Origin of the sequence: Klebsiella sp. w6 (assembly GCF_033100215.1) — a bacterium.
Classification (GTDB): Bacteria; Pseudomonadota; Gammaproteobacteria; order Enterobacterales; family Enterobacteriaceae; genus Klebsiella; species Klebsiella variicola.
On record NZ_CP136907.1, the window covers coordinates 5199395 to 5215668 of the forward strand.

General features: G+C 55.6%; 12 protein-coding genes. 7 read left to right on the forward strand and 5 right to left on the reverse strand.

Going from position 1 to position 16274, the window contains the following annotated elements:
* Window positions 1-154 precede the first annotated feature (154 nt).
* The 3 genes from R0140_RS25335 to R0140_RS25345 are packed head-to-tail and all read left to right on the forward strand — an operon-like array spanning window position 155 to window position 2707.
* A complete protein-coding gene (locus tag R0140_RS25335; RefSeq protein ID WP_032736693.1) occupies window positions 155-925 on the forward strand; it encodes an MBL fold metallo-hydrolase in 771 nt (256 codons plus the stop codon).
* Window positions 922-1935 carry a LacI family DNA-binding transcriptional regulator gene (locus R0140_RS25340; RefSeq protein WP_166709398.1) on the forward strand — a complete coding sequence of 338 codons (1014 nt, stop codon included), beginning with the start codon at window positions 922-924 and terminating at the stop codon, window positions 1933-1935. Before R0140_RS25335 ends, R0140_RS25340 begins: the two co-directional genes overlap by 4 nt.
* A 10-nt stretch (window positions 1936-1945) precedes the next feature.
* Window positions 1946-2707, forward strand: a complete 762-nt coding sequence (locus R0140_RS25345) for an inositol monophosphatase family protein (protein ID WP_012969157.1) — start codon at window positions 1946-1948, stop codon at window positions 2705-2707.
* A gap of 38 nt (window positions 2708-2745) precedes the next feature.
* Here the strand turns inward: R0140_RS25345 and R0140_RS25350 are convergent, their stop codons facing one another.
* Entirely contained in the window at window positions 2746-3099 is a 354-nt protein-coding gene (locus R0140_RS25350) for an anti-adapter protein IraM (protein WP_008807283.1), read from the reverse strand.
* Window positions 3100-3369: 270 nt separating this feature from the next.
* On the reverse strand, window positions 3370-4317 hold the full coding sequence (locus R0140_RS25355) for a LysR family transcriptional regulator (RefSeq protein WP_032741335.1): 948 nt from the start codon (window positions 4315-4317) through the stop codon (window positions 3370-3372).
* Window positions 4318-4446: 129 nt separating this feature from the next.
* Between R0140_RS25355 and R0140_RS25360 the strand changes: the two genes are divergently transcribed.
* Window positions 4447-5613 carry an L-dopachrome tautomerase-related protein gene (locus R0140_RS25360; protein ID WP_023323470.1) on the forward strand — a complete coding sequence of 389 codons (1167 nt, stop codon included), beginning with the start codon at window positions 4447-4449 and terminating at the stop codon, window positions 5611-5613.
* A 39-nt stretch (window positions 5614-5652) separates the two neighbouring features.
* Here the strand turns inward: R0140_RS25360 and bamA are convergent, their stop codons facing one another.
* Window positions 5653-8076, reverse strand: a complete 2424-nt coding sequence (gene bamA, locus R0140_RS25365; protein WP_032731696.1) for an outer membrane protein assembly factor BamA — start codon at window positions 8074-8076, stop codon at window positions 5653-5655.
* 625 nt (window positions 8077-8701) lie between these two features.
* On the opposite strand from bamA, the gene R0140_RS25370 reads away from it, so the two are divergent.
* On the forward strand, window positions 8702-10462 hold the full coding sequence (locus tag R0140_RS25370; protein ID WP_032741334.1) for a tannase/feruloyl esterase family alpha/beta hydrolase: 1761 nt from the start codon (window positions 8702-8704) through the stop codon (window positions 10460-10462).
* 33 nt (window positions 10463-10495) lie between these two features.
* On the forward strand, window positions 10496-10864 hold the full coding sequence (locus R0140_RS25375) for a helix-turn-helix transcriptional regulator (RefSeq protein ID WP_008807288.1): 369 nt from the start codon (window positions 10496-10498) through the stop codon (window positions 10862-10864).
* Window positions 10865-11127: 263 nt separating this feature from the next.
* Here R0140_RS25375 and R0140_RS25380 read toward each other — a convergent pair whose 3' ends face one another.
* Window positions 11128-13386, reverse strand: a complete 2259-nt coding sequence (locus R0140_RS25380) for a TonB-dependent siderophore receptor (RefSeq protein WP_008807289.1) — start codon at window positions 13384-13386, stop codon at window positions 11128-11130.
* A 588-nt stretch (window positions 13387-13974) separates the two neighbouring features.
* On the opposite strand from R0140_RS25380, the gene R0140_RS25385 reads away from it, so the two are divergent.
* Window positions 13975-15555: an MltF family protein gene (locus R0140_RS25385; protein WP_032741333.1), complete on the forward strand. Its 1581-nt coding sequence runs from the start codon at window positions 13975-13977 to the stop codon at window positions 15553-15555.
* Window positions 15556-15691: 136 nt separating this feature from the next.
* Here R0140_RS25385 and ssb1 read toward each other — a convergent pair whose 3' ends face one another.
* Window positions 15692-16219, reverse strand: a complete 528-nt coding sequence (gene ssb1 / locus R0140_RS25390; RefSeq protein WP_008807292.1) for a single-stranded DNA-binding protein SSB1 — start codon at window positions 16217-16219, stop codon at window positions 15692-15694.
* Between the last annotated feature and the right edge of the window lie 55 nt (window positions 16220-16274).

Below are 16274 nucleotides of genomic sequence, written 5' to 3' on the forward strand. Positions count from 1 at the left end.
CCTGAAAGCGCTGCTGCGGCATTTTTTTAGCAAGGTGAACACGTGTTCATTTGGCTGTAAAAAAAATGCAACGTTAACTCGACATGATGTGAGCCTACTTTGTCGGGTATTTATGACAATTTAATTAAGCGGCAAAAAATTTTGGCGAGGGTCAATGAAAATAGATGTGCTTGGCTGCGGGAGCGCCTTTTCCTGCACGCAAAATACCTCCGCGCTGCGGGTGATCGACGCGGACAACAAACAGTGGTTAATCGACTGCGGCCCCACCGTTCCCCGCGCACTCTGGCAGCGCGGCGGTGGGGTCAATGATATTGACGCAATCTACTTCACCCACGTCCATCCGGATCACTGTACCGGTCTGACGGCGCTGCTGAATTACTGGAAAAGTGGCTCCCGTCAGAAGCCGCTGATTATCTACTGCCAGCCAGCGCAGCAGCCGGTGCTCATGCAGCTGACCGCGCTGGCGAACTGGCCTCAGGCGGATCCTGGTTTCACCATCGACTGGCAGGAATGCCGCGAAGCCTGGACGTGGCAGGACTGGCAGATCCGCACCGCCGCCACCCAGCATGAGCTGAGTAATCGCGCCATCCGCATCACCATTGCCGGGCAGACGCTGTTTTACAGCGGCGATGGCCGGCCAACCGCCGACTCGATAGCCCTGATGGCCGGCGCCGGGCTGGCGTTTCAGGAGTGTGCCTCAGTGGCGGCCCTTGACGACGATGCTTCTCATGGCGATTTCCCCTCCTGCCTGATGCTGTTCAGAACGCTGCAGCTCCCGGCGCTGGGGCTCTATCACTGCGAGGACGCCGCCCTGTCGGCGCTGAAGCAAGCCTGTCAGCCGTGGCAGGGATTATTCGTGTCGCAGGATGGGGACCACTTTACGCTGCCGCGTCCCGCATTCGCCGATGAGGCGCATGCCCTATGAGCCCACGTAAACCCAGCGTCACCGCCCAGGATGTGGCCAGACTGGCCGGCGTCTCGCGGGCGGTGGTGTCACGCGCGCTGAGCAGCAACGGCAGCATCTCTCCCGACGCCCGGGCGCGGGTGCTGCGCGCCGCCGAAGAGCTGGGGTACCAGGTTAACTTTCTTGCCCAGGGGCTCAATCGCCAGCGCAGCCACTTAATCGGCGTGATCGTCTCGCGCATCAGCGATCCTTTTCGCAGCGCCCTGCTTGATGCCCTGCTCAACGAGATCCAGCGCCAGGGCTTTCAGGCGCTGGTGAGCGAGATCCACAGCGAGCAGGACCTGGCGCACACCCTGCGCCGTTTCACGCAGTTTCGCGTCTCCGGCGTTATCGTCACCTCCGGCCAGCCGCCGGAGGCGGTGGTGAATGAGTGCGTCCAGCAGCATATCCCGGTAGTGGGCATTAACCGCCAGCCGACGATACCCGGGGTGGATTATGTCTGCTCTGACAACATCGCCGGCGCCGAACTGGCGGCCGACCAGCTGCTGCGCAGCGGCTGCCGGCGGTTTGGCTGGCTCAACCACTCACCTTCCACCTGGGCCGGGCGCATGCGTGGGGAAGCATTCAGCCGGGCACTGCAGGCGCGCGGAGTGGACGTCGAACGCAATCTGGCGATCCTCGCCTGCCCGGAAGAGGGCTATACGGGCGGGTTTCAGGCCGCTGCGCTCGCCGACGAGGCGCTGGAGGGGATCTTCTGCGCTAACGCCCAGATTGCCTGCGGCTTTCTCGATGGAATGCGCCAGCGCGGCAAACAGGCGCCTGAGGATTATCAGTTGATTGGTTTTGATAACACGCCGCCGACCGCGCAATATAGCTACCAGCTCACCACGCTACATCAGGATGTGGCGGCGATCTCCCGCCAGGCACTCGCCCGGCTGCAGGAGCGCACCGTCGACCCTTTACAACCTTCACGCACCACCTGGGTGGAGGTGACATTAATTCACCGGCGCACGTCGCCCTTTATTATCTGAGAGCAAGACCATGACGGAAGCACAACGAGAGTCATTATGCGCCTTGATTCGCCAGGCAGGCGCCCACGCCCAGGCGCTGCGCGATGCGGGATTGCAGGTCGATAAAAAATCGCGCCAGGACTTTGTTTCGCAAGCAGATCTCGCGGTAGAACAGGAGATTAAAGGGTGGCTGAAGGCGCACTTTCCGCAGGAGGGTTTCCTCGGTGAAGAGAGCGGTTTCGAAGGCGATGAGCACACCGTCTGGGTGCTTGACCCCGTGGATGGCACCACCAACTTTATCCTTGGCATGGATTACTGGTGCATCTCACTGGCGAGAGTGTGCCAGGGCGAACTCTCGCTCGGCATCATCTACGCCCCCGATCGCAATGAGTTTTTCTTCGCCGGCCGCGGCGAAGGGGCGTTTCTCAACGGTCGTCGCCTGACGCTGCGTGAACCGGATCCCGACGCGGTGGTGATCGGCATGGGGCGCTCCAGCCGCGCCCCGGCCAGCGACTATGCCCGGGCCATCGACACGCTGCTCGACGCCGGCCTGGAGTATCGCCGTTTTGGCGCAGGCGCCCTGATGCTGGCGCATGTCGCTGCCGGTCAGATCCATGGCTATTTTGAAGCGCATATGAACAGCTGGGACGCGCTGGCGGGTATGCTGTTGATTGAGGAGGCGGGCGGAACGTGCAATGCATTTCTCGCCAATGAAGGGCTGCGGCAAGGCAACCTCGTCCTCGCCGGCTGCGCAAGCGTCCAGCCACGAATGGCCGCCCTGCTGGTCAAATAACATCGCGCCGCCGGTAGCCGACCGGCGGCTTTCTCGGGCTAACGCCAGGGTTCACCGCGCGGAATATTATTCGGGCAGCGCTTAATCGCGCAAAAGGACTGGAAAAAACAGGAGTCAGACTGCTTGCCGCCAGCCTGATACGGGCAAGATGGCCGTTCGCGTAATTTCTCCCACTGCGCCTCGTCGTACACCGTAATATTGTAGATTTTTAATGAATGATACTGGTCATTAATTAAAACTCTCGAGGAATAGAGCTTCATCGACTCGCCGGGCAGCAGTATCACATCGGCCTCGTACCACATAATAAATTTTAAGAAACGCAGGCTGGATATTGCCGAAAAGGCGATGCCGGATTGCGGGCAGATGAGAGTATTAAGAATAGTCCATTTCATATTCCTTCCTTATAAAAGATGCTACAAATTATTACCTTATATAGTGATAGCATCCATTATTATAAACTGCAAGCACACCTGACAATTATGTGACTTAAGACAATTCCTAACAACATAACCCATTATCGGTAACCTTAATTTTTCATCAAGAGATTAATGGTTAACCTCTATAAAAAAAGAAATAAATTAACCACAGAAAAGAAAATATAATAAAAAATAAGATAATATAAACATAATTGACAAAACGTCTTAGTCCTTGTGGATGAGCCCTCAGCCATAGGCATCAGGTAATGTCGCGCACAGCGTCGCCAGCGCCTCGGCAGGCATGGTCAGCAGAGTAATTAATGCCCGGGCAGCGGCTGACTGGTTTTTATGCGGCGGGTAAAGCACCGAGAAAGGCCGTGAACGTCCGGCGAACGCCGGAAGAACAGGAACCAGCTCCCCGCGCGCGATCGCCTCCTGCACAATAAACGCATAGCTCTGACAGATCCCCGCCCCCTGCAGGGCCAGCGAGACCACCCCGAGCACATCATCGGAGACATGCAGAGATGACGTCGGCAGCCAGCTGATATCCCGGCCATCCTCACGAAATACCCATTCGGCGACTTTTCCCGTTGCCGGCATAATAAATGTCAGGCATGAATGATGGCGCAAATCGGCTATTTTACTCAGCGGTCTCGCTGTCGAGCGTAAATAGGCCGGCGAGGCCACCAGACATAGCGCCGCATCTTCCAGCTTTTTTGCCACCAGGCCGCTGTCGGGTAAATGTCCCTGGCGCACCACCAGATCGAAGCCCTCAGCGATAATATCGACATTACGGTTGGTAATATTCAGCTCAATCTGTACGTCGGGGTGCAACTGACGGTACAACGCCAGCCGGGCGGGCAAACGATAGTGTCCCCAGGTGGTGGGGGCGCTCAATTTAACGCGCCCGGATAACGCCCCTTTTTGCCCCTGCGTCTCCCGTTCGGCATTATCCAGCACCTCAAACGCCTGGCGGACCTGACTCAGATAGGCGCTTCCGGCCTCGGTCAGGCTGATCCGACGGGTGGAGCGGCGCAGCAGCTGGCACCCCAGACGCGTTTCAAGACGGGTGACGGCCCGGCTTAACACCGACGGCGTCGACGACAGCGCCACCGCGCCGGCGGTAAACGACCCGCGCTCGGCCACCGCCAGAAAGACTTCTACATCCGCAAGATAATCAAACCGCCGGGCCATTTGGTTCTCCAGAGAACAAATGATTGTCATTCCAGGCATCTTATCTTCCCGAAGGGATTTAATAAAATCGTTTACCGAGGCTTAACCGGGCCATCTGCCCCTCTTTTTTACTGCTTTCTGGAGACCATGATGCATCGTTTTTCACTCTTCGTTCTCGGCCTGCTGTCCCTGGGGCAGACCGCACTGGCGGCCGGGCCTGACGCCCCTGCCCATCTGGCGCTATGGCGCAGTTATACCGGGGTCACCTGGCAGCAGCGCGTCGATGCGCATTCCGTCAATGCGCCCATCGCAGGATTGCACTTTGACGCCGCCGGTCGGGCATTTGTTAGCACCCCACGTCTGATTTCGACCCAGGCGCCCGCCACGCTCAGCCTGCTCGATACCAAGTCCCTGAGCGGCCCGGCACGACTCACCGCCTTTCCGTCCACCGCGGCCAACAGCATCAGCGCCGATCCCCGCACGCACCTGCGCAATGTGCTGGGCTTTTACGTCGATAACCGCAACGGCTGGCTATGGGCGTTAGATCAGGGCTTTGTCGCAGGGGAAAAGACGGCGCCGCCGGGGGCGCAAAAAATCATGATCTATGCGCTCAGCGACGGTCATCTGGTGCAGCGTATTCCGCTCGACAGCGTCGCCGACCGGGAAGGAAGCTTCCTCAACGATATTGTGGTCGATGAGGCGCGCCGGGTGGCGTATATCGCCGACAGCGGCCTGCGCAGCGCGCCGGACAATCAGGCCGGACTGATCGTCGCGGATGCTAACCGTGGGACGGTCCGCCGGGTACTGAACCAGCACCCGGCGTTGATGCCGGTTGCCGGTCTGCAGGTGGTTTCACATGGGGAAACGGTCTGGCCGGGCAACCCCATTATGCTTGGTATCAATGGTATTGCGCTGTCACCGGACCAGGAAACCCTCTACTGGACGGTCACCACCGGTACCACCGCGCGGACCATCGCCACCGCCGCGCTGCGCGATCCCGCGATGAACGAACGCCAGCTCGCCGCGGCCATCCGTACCGCGGGTGAGGTCGGCGGGAATAGCGATGGGATCGTGGTCGATAAGCATGGCGCACTCTATATCACCGATGTGACCCATAACGGTATTGTCCGTTATCGCCCGCAGAGCGGGCGGTTCACCCTGCTTGCCGCTGACGACCGCGTGTACTGGCCCGATACGCCGACTATCGGCCCGGATGGCGCGGTAATGTTCACCGCCAGCCATTTAAACCAACACTTCGCTCAGGCGGTTAAACCGGGAGAAGAGAAATATACCATCTGGAAAGTGGTGCAACCCTGATCCACACGGCAGGCAGGCCCGTTGGACCTGCCTGCGTTTTTACCAGGTTTTGCCAATATTAAACTGAAACTGTTCTGCTTTATCGCCATCATACTTTTTAAACGGCTCTGCCCAGGAGAAGACCAGTGGACCGAGGGGAGACATCCACTGCACGGCAATCCCCGCGGAGAGACGAATATGACCCGGATCGCCGTAATCAGGGATCCCTGCCGCCAGCGTCTGCGCGGTGTTCTGCCAGGATGTGCTCCAGACCGTCCCGGCATCAACAAACAGCGAGGTTCGCAAGCTATCGGCGTACTTATCATTCACAAAGGGGGTTGGAATGATAAATTCGCTGTTCAGCACCGCCATGGCATTCCCGCCGACCGCATCAGATGAGGCGTCCAGCGGGCAGGCGCTATAGCTGCTTTCGCTACCATTGCAGCGGTAATAGGCCGCTTTAGGCCCAATGGTGTTAGAAGAGAAGCCGCGCACTGACGACGAGCCGCCGGCGTAAAAGTTATCGTAGAACGGTACACTTTTGCCGTCTAACCCACCGGCATAGCCTGCACGCAAACGTTCCATCCAGACCCAGCGCTTATTCTCGCTCAGCGGCAGATACTGGGCGGTGTCAAATGAGAGCTTGTAGTAGCTATTATCCGAACCGGGGAGGGTCACTTTACCGCTAAGACTGCTCTTGTTTCCCGCACGCGGGAAGAAGCCGCGATCGAGATCGTTATATCCCCATCCAAGACTCACAAAATAATCGTTGGCGCTATATTTCGCACCGCTGTCGCCATCTTTCGTCACCACGCTGGGCTCGATTCCCCGGGAGCTGAGGTAGCGCCAGGTCGTCAGCTCCGGATCCATATTGGTCAGGCGATTATGAACATAATCCAGTCCCAGGTTCAGGGAGTTATTTTCGCTAATGGGAAACCCCAGCGTACTGCCTAAGCCATAGCTCTGCTGGTTATAGCTCCCGGCATCCGCATCGGAAGCATCATAGCTGTTATAAAAAATCTTTCCGCCCAGGCTGATGCCATCGACGGTAAACCACGGGTTCGTCGCCCCCAGTTCAAGATAAGACTGGTAGCTGTTGCGCGTCCCGTTGAAGCTAACGCTATTACCCGTTCCCAGCCAGTTATCCTGAGTCACGCCAAGCTGATAGCTCACGCCGCTGTCCGTACCAAATCCCAGGCCCACGTTAAATGAGCCGGTGTTGCGCTCCTTCACCTTGTAGACCACATCGACCTGATCTGCCGTCCCACTGACCGGAACGATCTGCTGTTCAACGTTCTCAAAAAAACCCGTTCGGTCAAGACGTACTTTCCCTTGTTCGACTTTTTCGTTGTTGAGCCACGCCCCTTCCATTTGGCGCATTTCACGACGCAGCACCGCGTCCCGGGAGGTGTCGTTACCGGAAAATCGGATCTGGCGTACCGAGTAGCGGCGGCCCGCGTTGACCTGAATATGCAGCGCCACGCGGTGATGCGCATCATCGATTTCCGGCGTGGTCGTCACCTGCGGCCAGGCATAACCATACTTACCGAAACGCTTTTTGATCTCATTTTCAACTGTGGTGACTTGCGCCCCGCTGTACCATGCCCCCGCCAGCGGCTGGGCAAGGGCCTCGATCTCTGGGCCATGCTGCGCCAGGTCGCCTGTCACCTGAGTTCGGTCGACCCGATAACGTTCGCCTTCATTGAGGGCGATAGTGATATACAGGGATTTTTTATCTGGCGTCATACTGACCAGCGTGGACTCGATAGCAAAGCGCGCATAGCCGCGATCGAGATAAAAACTGCGCAGCGTTTCCAGATCGGCTTCCAGCTTCTGCTTCTGGTATTTTTTATCGGCTACCACGTTCCACCACGGCACATTATCGCGTAGCTGAAGCTGGTCCAGGAGCGTCTCTTCCCGAAACGCCTGATTACCGATAATGTTTATTTGTGCGATTTTCGCCGAGATGCCTTCCTGAAAGACGAACGTTAAGTCAACGCGATTACGCGGTAACGGGGTCACCACCGCGTGAACCTGCGCACTGTATTTCCCCGCACTGTAATAGAAATCCTGTAACCCTTTTTCTATTTCGCTAAGCGAATTTCTGTCCAGTGCGCTACCTGCAGAAATACCGGACGCGGTGAGATTTTCCTTTAGCGCATCATCCTTCACTGACTTATTCCCGGAAAAACTGACGCTGGCAATAGTGGGCCGTTCCTTAACCTGCACCACCAGCGTTTTCCCATCGCGCAGGATCTGCACATTCTCGAAATTGCCGCTCGCATACAGCGCGCGCACAGCCTCGCTGACATCTTCTGGCGTCACCGCATCTCCCGCGTGCAATGGCATACTTAATAGCGCTGCCCCGACGGTCACGCGCTGTAGCCCTTCAAAACGGATATCATCAACTTGATATGATGTTGCGGCATATAACGTTAAAGGGGCGATCAATAATCCGCTGATGATATGAGTCTTTTTTAACATGAATGTGTCGTCTACGAGATAATGAGCAATAGCAGTATTCTGCTGGTGTTGAGCTTATTTGTTCAGGATGCATCTCTAAAATGTGCGACAGAAAATAACCTGAGCGAGGCGCAGAATTACATGCAATTATGGCGATAAAATGGAGAAAAAAAGGATGTTAAATCATCTTTAAAAATATATTTAATGATGGAACTTTTGCTGAACGCCGTGGTTCTAATGGCCAACACCAGAGCTATATTTAGATTTACCTGAACGTTTTTTATTAAAAAAGCCCCCTTTCTTGTTAATGGAAAGGGGGAAAATTCTCGTTAGGAATGATGCTCTCTGGGATCACCAGGAACAGGGAGAAAAATATCCTGAAACCCAGCAGATATAATGAAGAGAAATTGAATAAATTATGCAACTGATATCACAACATTCTACCCCGTATACACTGCCAAAGGCCGTTAACGAACATCTCCATATTTTCCTCAAAATAGCAGAATACAGTAGGGTCGCCTTATCAAGGCATCAAGGAAAGTCTATCGTTATCTACAATAGCCAAGCAGTGGCGCCTCGCCAGGGAAGGTGAGGCATAGGCTTCGCCATCCTGCCGCCTCCCATCATTAGCAACAGGGAACTGCGTATGACACGCTTACTCAAGACGATCTTACCCGTCATCCTCTGCACCCTCTTTGGGTTATCGTTCGCTTCACCCACGCAGGCTGCCGCCAGTCTGCCGATGGTTCTCCCCGCGCTAACATGCGATGCGCTGAGCGCGACCGACTTCAGCGCCGCCGTTGGCGCAAAGGTCACTATCAACCACACTGAAATGCAAACCTCCGCGCAGGGAAGCTGGTGCAAGGTGAGCGCCACTATTGCCCCCCAGATTGGCGTGCAGATTGCCCTGCCGACCCAACGCTGGAGTCAACGTTTCTTGCAGGTCGGCTGCGGCGGACTGTGCGGGAGTATTAACCTGAGTCTGTCGAATGCCAGCGGCTGCCTGCCGGCAATGAACGGCGAGTTTGTGGTGGCAGCAACCGATATGGGGCACCATGGCAGTATGATGGATGCTTCATGGGCCGAGGATCCGCAAAAGCGCATCGATTTTGCCTGGCGCGCCAACCACCTGACCGCCGTGCTGACCAAAGCGGTGATTCAGACGCTTTACCGCCAGCAACCAAAGTACGCGTACTTTATGGGCTGCTCAGACGGCGGTCGCGAAGCATTGATGGAAGCACAGCGCTTTCCGCAAGATTTTGACGGTATCAGCGCTGGCGCGCCTGCGGCCTTTTTCCAGTTTCAGAATTCCTTCTTCCACGGCTGGAATGTGGCCGCCAATCAGCGTCCGGACGGTACCGCTATCCTGCTGAAAGATCGCCTTCCTCTGATTCACCAGGCCGTGCTGGCTCACTGCCCGACGCTTTCCGGCGTGCAGGATGGTATCCTGCAAAATCCGTATGCCTGTCAGTTCTCTGAGTCATGGCTCCCCCGCTGTCCTGCCGATGCTCAGGACCGTTCTACCTGCCTGACGCAGGAAGAGATCGAGGTGGTGAAAAAACTCTACCGCGGCGCTTACGACAGCCACGGCGCCCAGTTTGTCGCTGGCGGTCTGCCGCTGGGCTCCGAGCTACGCTGGCCGGTGCCCGAGACCCCGACCGGCCACTCGATGTCGGAAATGATGGTACTGCCGGCTCTGCAATCCGTGCTCCTGCCGGGAGGAAAACAGAAGATCCAATCGATGCGGGATTTCCCACTGAACCAGCAGAATTTTGACGCCGTCGCTCAACTGGCACCGCTCTATAACGCGGCAAATACCAATCTTCATGCCTATCAACAGCGCGGCGGCAAGCTTATCCTGTGGCACGGTCTGGCCGATGACTCCGTCAGCCCAGCCTTTTCTATCGCCTATTACCGCAGCGTAGAAGCAGAGATGGGCCATGCCGCAACGGATACCTTCCTGCGGTTATTCCTGCTGCCTGGGGTAGCCCATTGCGGTAATGGCGAAGGTTACGATCAAATTGATCTCCTTACCCCGCTGATGCGCTGGACCGAGGAAGGCATCGCGCCGCAAGAGATCATGGCCGGAAAACGGGCGCCAGCCGCCACCAGCCTGCCGCCGATGACAGAAAAACCAGATGCCCAAACGCAGTTTCACGGCGTGCAGAAAGTCAGTCAGCCTTTCGCTGACGCCGCCCCAGCCGTTATCGCGACTCGCCCGGCGTACCCCTTTCCGGCCATTGCCCGTTATAACGGGCACGGCGACGTGAATGACGGCGAAAATTATCATGCAGAGCAATCAACCGCGTTTGGTCATCTGCAGCTGGCAAAACCCGCCAGCGACTATATTGGCCCTGATAATCAAAAAAATTATCAGGTTCGCCACGGCGAACTCACTGTTCAATAAACCCCAAGGCTCCTCGCTGAGGAGCCATTCGTTATGGGATTAGCCGCAATCATGCGTAGCAAAACGCTCCAGCAATCGGTATTAAACGACCTGCTCTTGTGGATCGATAATAATCTGGATAAGAAACTGACCGTCGACGATCTGAGCGATATCTCTGGTTATTCCCCCTGGCATTTATTTCGACTCTTCCGCCATTATTTTGATCGTTCGCCCATGGAATATATCCGCCAGCAGCGCATGTCGCTGTGTTGCCGTTTATTGCTGACGACGCCTGGTTACCGAATCGTCGATATTTGTATGATGGTCGGTTATGACGATCTCAGTGCGTTTAATCGTACCTTCAAAAAATATTATGCGCTCACACCCACTCAGTATCGCTATCAGATCACGCGGCAAAAATAAGGAGGTCCCCCTCCTCCGCATCGCTGCGGTTGGGAATGGAAGGGGGACAGGGGATATTACAGAAGGGAAATAGCAGGATGCTATTATCGAACCCGGTCGGGATCAACGACCTTGCGCGACGGAAATCAGTATAAAAGGATATGTTGAGCTAATAATGTAGAGGGCGTGAAGATTTTGTCACGATTTATAACCGCCTCCTCCGCTCTCATCTGAAATAAAAAAACCGGGTCGCGCTGCACCCGGTTTACTCCTCGTCAGGATCATCAGAAATGAGTATTAACGCTCATAAAGAAGGTCCGCCCCGACTCGTTATAGGTCTCCGCACCCGCGCCATAAAGATAAGCCCCCGTCGTCGCGTTGCCGGTCGTTTGCGCATTCCCTGCCCGGTAGTGGCGAATATCAAACAGGTTATCTATCCCGCTGGTGAAGCTCAGATTTTTGTTCACATCCCAGGTCGCACTGAGGCCGACAATGCTGTATGGGCTGACTTCGTTTAGTTCGCTGCCGCTGACCGCCTCGCCCTTATAATTAAAGCGTTTTGGTTTCTGTCGACCATACCAGGTAAAGGTGCTCTGCAGGGAGAGATCTTCACGAACCTGCCAGCTCAAAGTCGAGTTCAGGGTAAACTGCGGGATCACTGACAGCCGGTCGCCGGTCGTCTTATTCTTGCTCTGCAGCATCCATGTCAGGTTATTGCTCCAGTTAACCGTCTCCCCCACCGGAAGATTCAGCGTTCCTTCCAGGCCTTCCACTAACGCCTTTGGTACGTTTTCCCACTGATAGATATTGGTGGTGCCGTTGCTGGCGGTGCCCACCGCCGCGTACCCTGACTCAATCTTGTTGTGATAGTCGTTACGGAACCAGGTGATTCCCGCCTGATAGCCATCATGCTTGTACTCAAGACCAATCTCTTTATTAACGCTGGTCTCCGCTTTCAGGTCGCTATTCCCCATCAGATAGCAGGCGGAACTACTGGCGTAACAGCCTTGACCGTTGCTGTAGAGAATATAGTTCGGGTTCAACTGGTAGAGGTTAGGTGCCTTGTAAGCGCGGGCAATGCCCAGCTTCAGCGTCCAGTCATCCGTCAACTCCTGGGAGAGGTTCAGTGAGGGGCTCCAGTTATTGCCGACGATGCTGTGGTGATCGAAGCGCAGGGCGGGTGTCAGCATGGTACTGTCCGTTAGCGCCATATTATCTTCGGTAAACAGCGAGAAGATCTCGGCGCTGGAGTACGGGCTACGACCGGTAGCCGACACACCGTCGATAGTCCCGTAAGAGAGCGCCTGGGTTGTCGATACGCCATCTTTCATCCGCTGCTGATTCCATTCGGTGCCCAGCGTCAGATTCTGATCGACCCCCAGCGTAAACGGAATATTCACTTCGCTATGTAGCAGGACATCGGCCAGATCGATATCTGAAAACTCGCTACTGGAGAAGATCCCTTCCGTACCGCCCGCCAGCCCTTCATTCATTCGCGAATTACGGGTGTGTTCGTACTGGGCATAGCTGTTGCTGGTCACGCCATTATCCCAGCCGCCGGTCCATGTGACGCCGTAAGTTTGCCGGTAGAGACGGTTGGTCTCTTTCCCGTACATACTCTTCACCAACGTACTGGTATTGGTGTTTTGCGTGTCGCCGGCATAGAGGTTGCCCTGGCGGCTGTAGCCGGCCTCAAACTCCAGGGCCTGCATCGGGGCGAACTCCCAGCGTAGCTTACTGTGAATATCTTTGTTCACCACCCCTTCACGTCCGGCGGGATAAGAACCGGCGTAGGAACCGGTACGCTCCGCTTCATGCCCGGCGTTAATGTCCTGAGCATCAGCCTGGGTTTTACTCAGATTACCCCAGAGATTGAAGCTGACACTGTCCGACAGTGGACCATTGAGGCTAAAGTTGGTACGTTTCGTCGCCCCTTCTTTACGGTGCTGCGGAGCATTCATATAGGTATTCCACGACCCGTGCCATTCTGGCGTGGTCGGTTTGGTCACGATGTTGACGACCCCGCCCATCGCGCCATTACCATAGCGCGCCGCCGCCGGGCCGCGGATCACATCGATATGATCGATCATCTCCGCTGGCACCCAACTGGTATCGCCGCGGGAGTCACGATCGCCGCGCCAGCCATACCGCACCGAGTTACGGCTGGTCACCGGTTTACCATCGACCAGCACCAGCGTATTCTCGGGCCCCATGCCACGGATATCAATTTGCCGGTTGTTGCCGCGCTGACCACTGGTGGAGTTGCCGGTCAGGTTTACCCCAGGTTGCGTACGAATTAACTCCGATACATCGCGGGCGGGGGGATGTTTGCGAATCTCCTCTGCGGTAATGGTCGACACGCCCGGTGCCTGCAGGTTCTGCCTGGCAGCGGTCACCACCATCGTTTCCTCCTGGTTTTCGGCCGTTGGGGTGCTCTTATCGCGCGTCGATTGTTCTGTCATATTCTCTGCCGCCTGCAGCGGCACGCTACAGGCGAGCAAAGGAATGACGATCCCCAGCGGGAAGTGAGACGTGTATTTCATAGAATATGCCCTGTTTTCTGTTGCTGTCGGGCATAACGCCTTCCCCAATTGAAAAAACAATGGGATAAAATACTCGCCTCTGCGCCTCGCCAGATTTTGGCGTAGGTCAGCCCCTTCCCGATAGTCATGGGAATAAGAAAACAGCATGAGGCATAATAAAATTAAGTGCCCTGTTTCATCATTAGAGAAAAAGCGCTGCGCGCTATTCTTTGATAGCGTAATCCAGACAGCGAATAATAAGAGTAATGTGCTGTGCTACGGTAATAAAAATGAGATTCATTATCAAGATGATAATAATCAATATCGGGGAAAAATAAAATAAACACAAATAATCAAACAGTTACAACAAAACAAATGGAGAAGAATAAAATAAAAATATCATCATCATTTTCTATTTATCATTAAAAACACACATTTCCGCCATATTATCTCCATAGTTAAAGTAAAGATAAAAGCACATTAATAGCAAGCGATAAAATGGGAGAAGACTATTTGTCGGCATCGTTATGTTTTTTATGCCCTTGTCGTGCCCGGCTAACGGCAGCCGTTCTGCTAAAATAACCACATCCCCCTGCGGAGTGTTCCTCCATGAACGCCAACTTGCTATCACGCCTGTTTATCGCCTGGCTCACCTGCCTCGCGGCGCTGTTATTCGCCCCTATCCTGCTTGCGGCGGAGGCGGAAAAAGCGCCGCCAGTCGCAACCGAAGACAATACGCTGTCGATCCACATCGACGATATGCTGCAGCCATGGAAAGGCGATCTGCCCGGCATGACCGAGCGGCGCACCATTCGGGTATTAACCACCTACAGCAAAACCTTCTTTTTTATTGATAAAGGCACTCAGCGCGGAGCAACCCACGATATCTTTATGGCGCTGGAAAACGATCTGAATAAGCAGTTGGCGAAGGATAAAAAGCTCAAACAGCGCCACCTGAAGCTGCATATCGTTTTTGTGCCGGTCAGCCGGGATAATCTCTTTATCGCGCTTAATGAAGGTAAAGGCGATATTGCGGCTGCCAATCTGACCATCACGCCCTCGCGGGAAGCCCAGGTCGATTTCGCCCAGCCGCTCTACAGCAACGTGAAAGAATTACTGATCTCCGGGCCGGCATCGCCGAAGATCGACAGCCTGGAGCAGCTCTCCGGCCAAACCGTCTTTGTTCGCCGCTCCTCCAGCTATCACGAGAGTCTGCAGGCGCTGAATGCCCGATTTGCCAGTGAGTCGCGGCCGCCGGTTATCCTGGAGGCAGCGCCGGAAGCGCTGGAGGATGAAGATCTGCTGGAAATGCTCAACGCCGGGCTGATTCCGCTGATCGTCGTCGATCAACACAAAGCCGTTTTCTGGAAACAGGTGTTTCCGAAAATTCAGGTCCATGACAACGTGGTGCTGCGCGACGGCGGCAATATTGCCTGGGCGGTACGCAAAGACAGCCCGCAGCTGCTGGCGGTGCTAAACAACTTCGTCAAAAAGAATCGTCAGGGCACCACGCTGGGTAATACCCTCCTGCTGCGTTACCTGAAAAATGCCAAATATGTCAAAAATGCCGCCGCGAGTAAGGAACGGCGCAAGTTCCTCGCCATGGTGGAAGTCTTCCGCAAATATGGCGATCGCTACGATGTCGACTGGCTGCTGATGGCGGCCCAGGGGTACCAGGAATCGCGACTGAACCAGTCGGTGCGAAGCCACGTCGGCGCCGTCGGGGTAATGCAGGTGATGCCCAGCACCGGAAAAGAGCTGAAAGTGGGCGATATTAAACAGTTGGATCCCAACATCCATGCTGGCGTGAAATACATGCGCTGGATGATAGATCGCTACTATGCTGATGAGCCCATGACCCGGCTCGATAAGGCGCTGTTTGCCTTTGCCTCCTATAACGCGGGTCCGGCGCGTATCGCCCGCCTGCGCACCATGACTAAACAGCGAGGATTTGACCCGAACGTCTGGTTCGGTAATGTCGAAAATCTGGCGGCAGAAAAAATTGGCGCCGAGACGGTCACCTACGTCAGTAATATCTATAAGTATTACATCGCCTATCGGCTGATCGTCGATGATATGGCCCGCAAACAGAAAGCGACGGCCGCGCCGCGACAGGAGCCAGCAGCAGAGCCAGTGAAACCGCAGCCCAGCGTGGCGACGCCGGAGACCGCTCAGGCGCCCTCTGCCTGAAACGCTCGTCGCCGCAGGTTAAAAACCGGTTCTGACACGGTGGCGCAGAAAAAATGCTGAAAGGATAAAGAAAAAGCCCCGGCGAAACCGGGGCTTTTTGTATTTTACGGCGCAGGCAACGCGTTTAAGGCAAGCCTTAAAACGGGATGTCGTCGTCGAAGTCCATCGGCGGTTCGTTAGAAGAAGGCGCTGCCGGGGCCTGCTGCTGCGGACGGGACTGTGCGCCGCCGCTGAACTGGTTGCCGCCCTGCGGCTGCTGAGGCTGACCCCAACCGCCCTGCTGCTGGCCGCCGCCTGCCGGCGCGCCGCCACCCTGACGGCCGCCCAGCATCTGCATGGTGCCGCCAACGTTAACCACGACTTCGGTGGTGTATTTCTCCTGACCGGATTGATCGGTCCACTTGCGGGTACGCAGCTGGCCTTCGATATATACCTGAGAGCCTTTGCGCAGATACTCGCCAGCGACTTCCGCCAGTTTGCCGAACAGCACAACGCGGTGCCACTCGGTCTGCTCTTTCATTTCGCCGGTCTGCTTGTCACGCCAGGATTCGGAAGTTGCCAGCGTGAAGTTGGCGACAGCGCCGCCACTTGGCATGTAGCGTACTTCCGGGTCCTGCCCCAGATTACCGACGAGAATCACCTTGTTTACGCCTCTGCTGGCCATGTTCGTGTCTCCTGAATACGTTTCTTAATAGTTTAAACGCGCGAGTGTACCATTT

Excerpts from the sequence above, each read along its gene's own strand:
- bamA (WP_032731696.1), bottom strand. The coding sequence starts at position 8,076 with ATGTTAAAAAAGACTCATATCATCAGCGGATTATTGATCGCCCCTTTA.
- R0140_RS25355 (WP_032741335.1), bottom strand. The coding sequence starts at position 4,317 with ATGGCCCGGCGGTTTGATTATCTTGCGGATGTAGAAGTCTTTCTGGCG.
- R0140_RS25350 (WP_008807283.1), bottom strand. The coding sequence starts at position 3,099 with ATGAAATGGACTATTCTTAATACTCTCATCTGCCCGCAATCCGGCATC.
- R0140_RS25345 (WP_012969157.1), top strand. The coding sequence starts at position 1,946 with ATGACGGAAGCACAACGAGAGTCATTATGCGCCTTGATTCGCCAGGCA.
- R0140_RS25370 (WP_032741334.1), top strand. The coding sequence starts at position 8,702 with ATGACACGCTTACTCAAGACGATCTTACCCGTCATCCTCTGCACCCTC.
- R0140_RS25335 (WP_032736693.1), top strand. The coding sequence starts at position 155 with ATGAAAATAGATGTGCTTGGCTGCGGGAGCGCCTTTTCCTGCACGCAA.
- R0140_RS25380 (WP_008807289.1), bottom strand. The coding sequence starts at position 13,386 with ATGAAATACACGTCTCACTTCCCGCTGGGGATCGTCATTCCTTTGCTC.
- R0140_RS25340 (WP_166709398.1), top strand. The coding sequence starts at position 922 with ATGAGCCCACGTAAACCCAGCGTCACCGCCCAGGATGTGGCCAGACTG.
- R0140_RS25385 (WP_032741333.1), top strand. The coding sequence starts at position 13,975 with ATGAACGCCAACTTGCTATCACGCCTGTTTATCGCCTGGCTCACCTGC.
- ssb1 (WP_008807292.1), bottom strand. The coding sequence starts at position 16,219 with ATGGCCAGCAGAGGCGTAAACAAGGTGATTCTCGTCGGTAATCTGGGG.
- R0140_RS25375 (WP_008807288.1), top strand. The coding sequence starts at position 10,496 with ATGGGATTAGCCGCAATCATGCGTAGCAAAACGCTCCAGCAATCGGTA.
- R0140_RS25360 (WP_023323470.1), top strand. The coding sequence starts at position 4,447 with ATGCATCGTTTTTCACTCTTCGTTCTCGGCCTGCTGTCCCTGGGGCAG.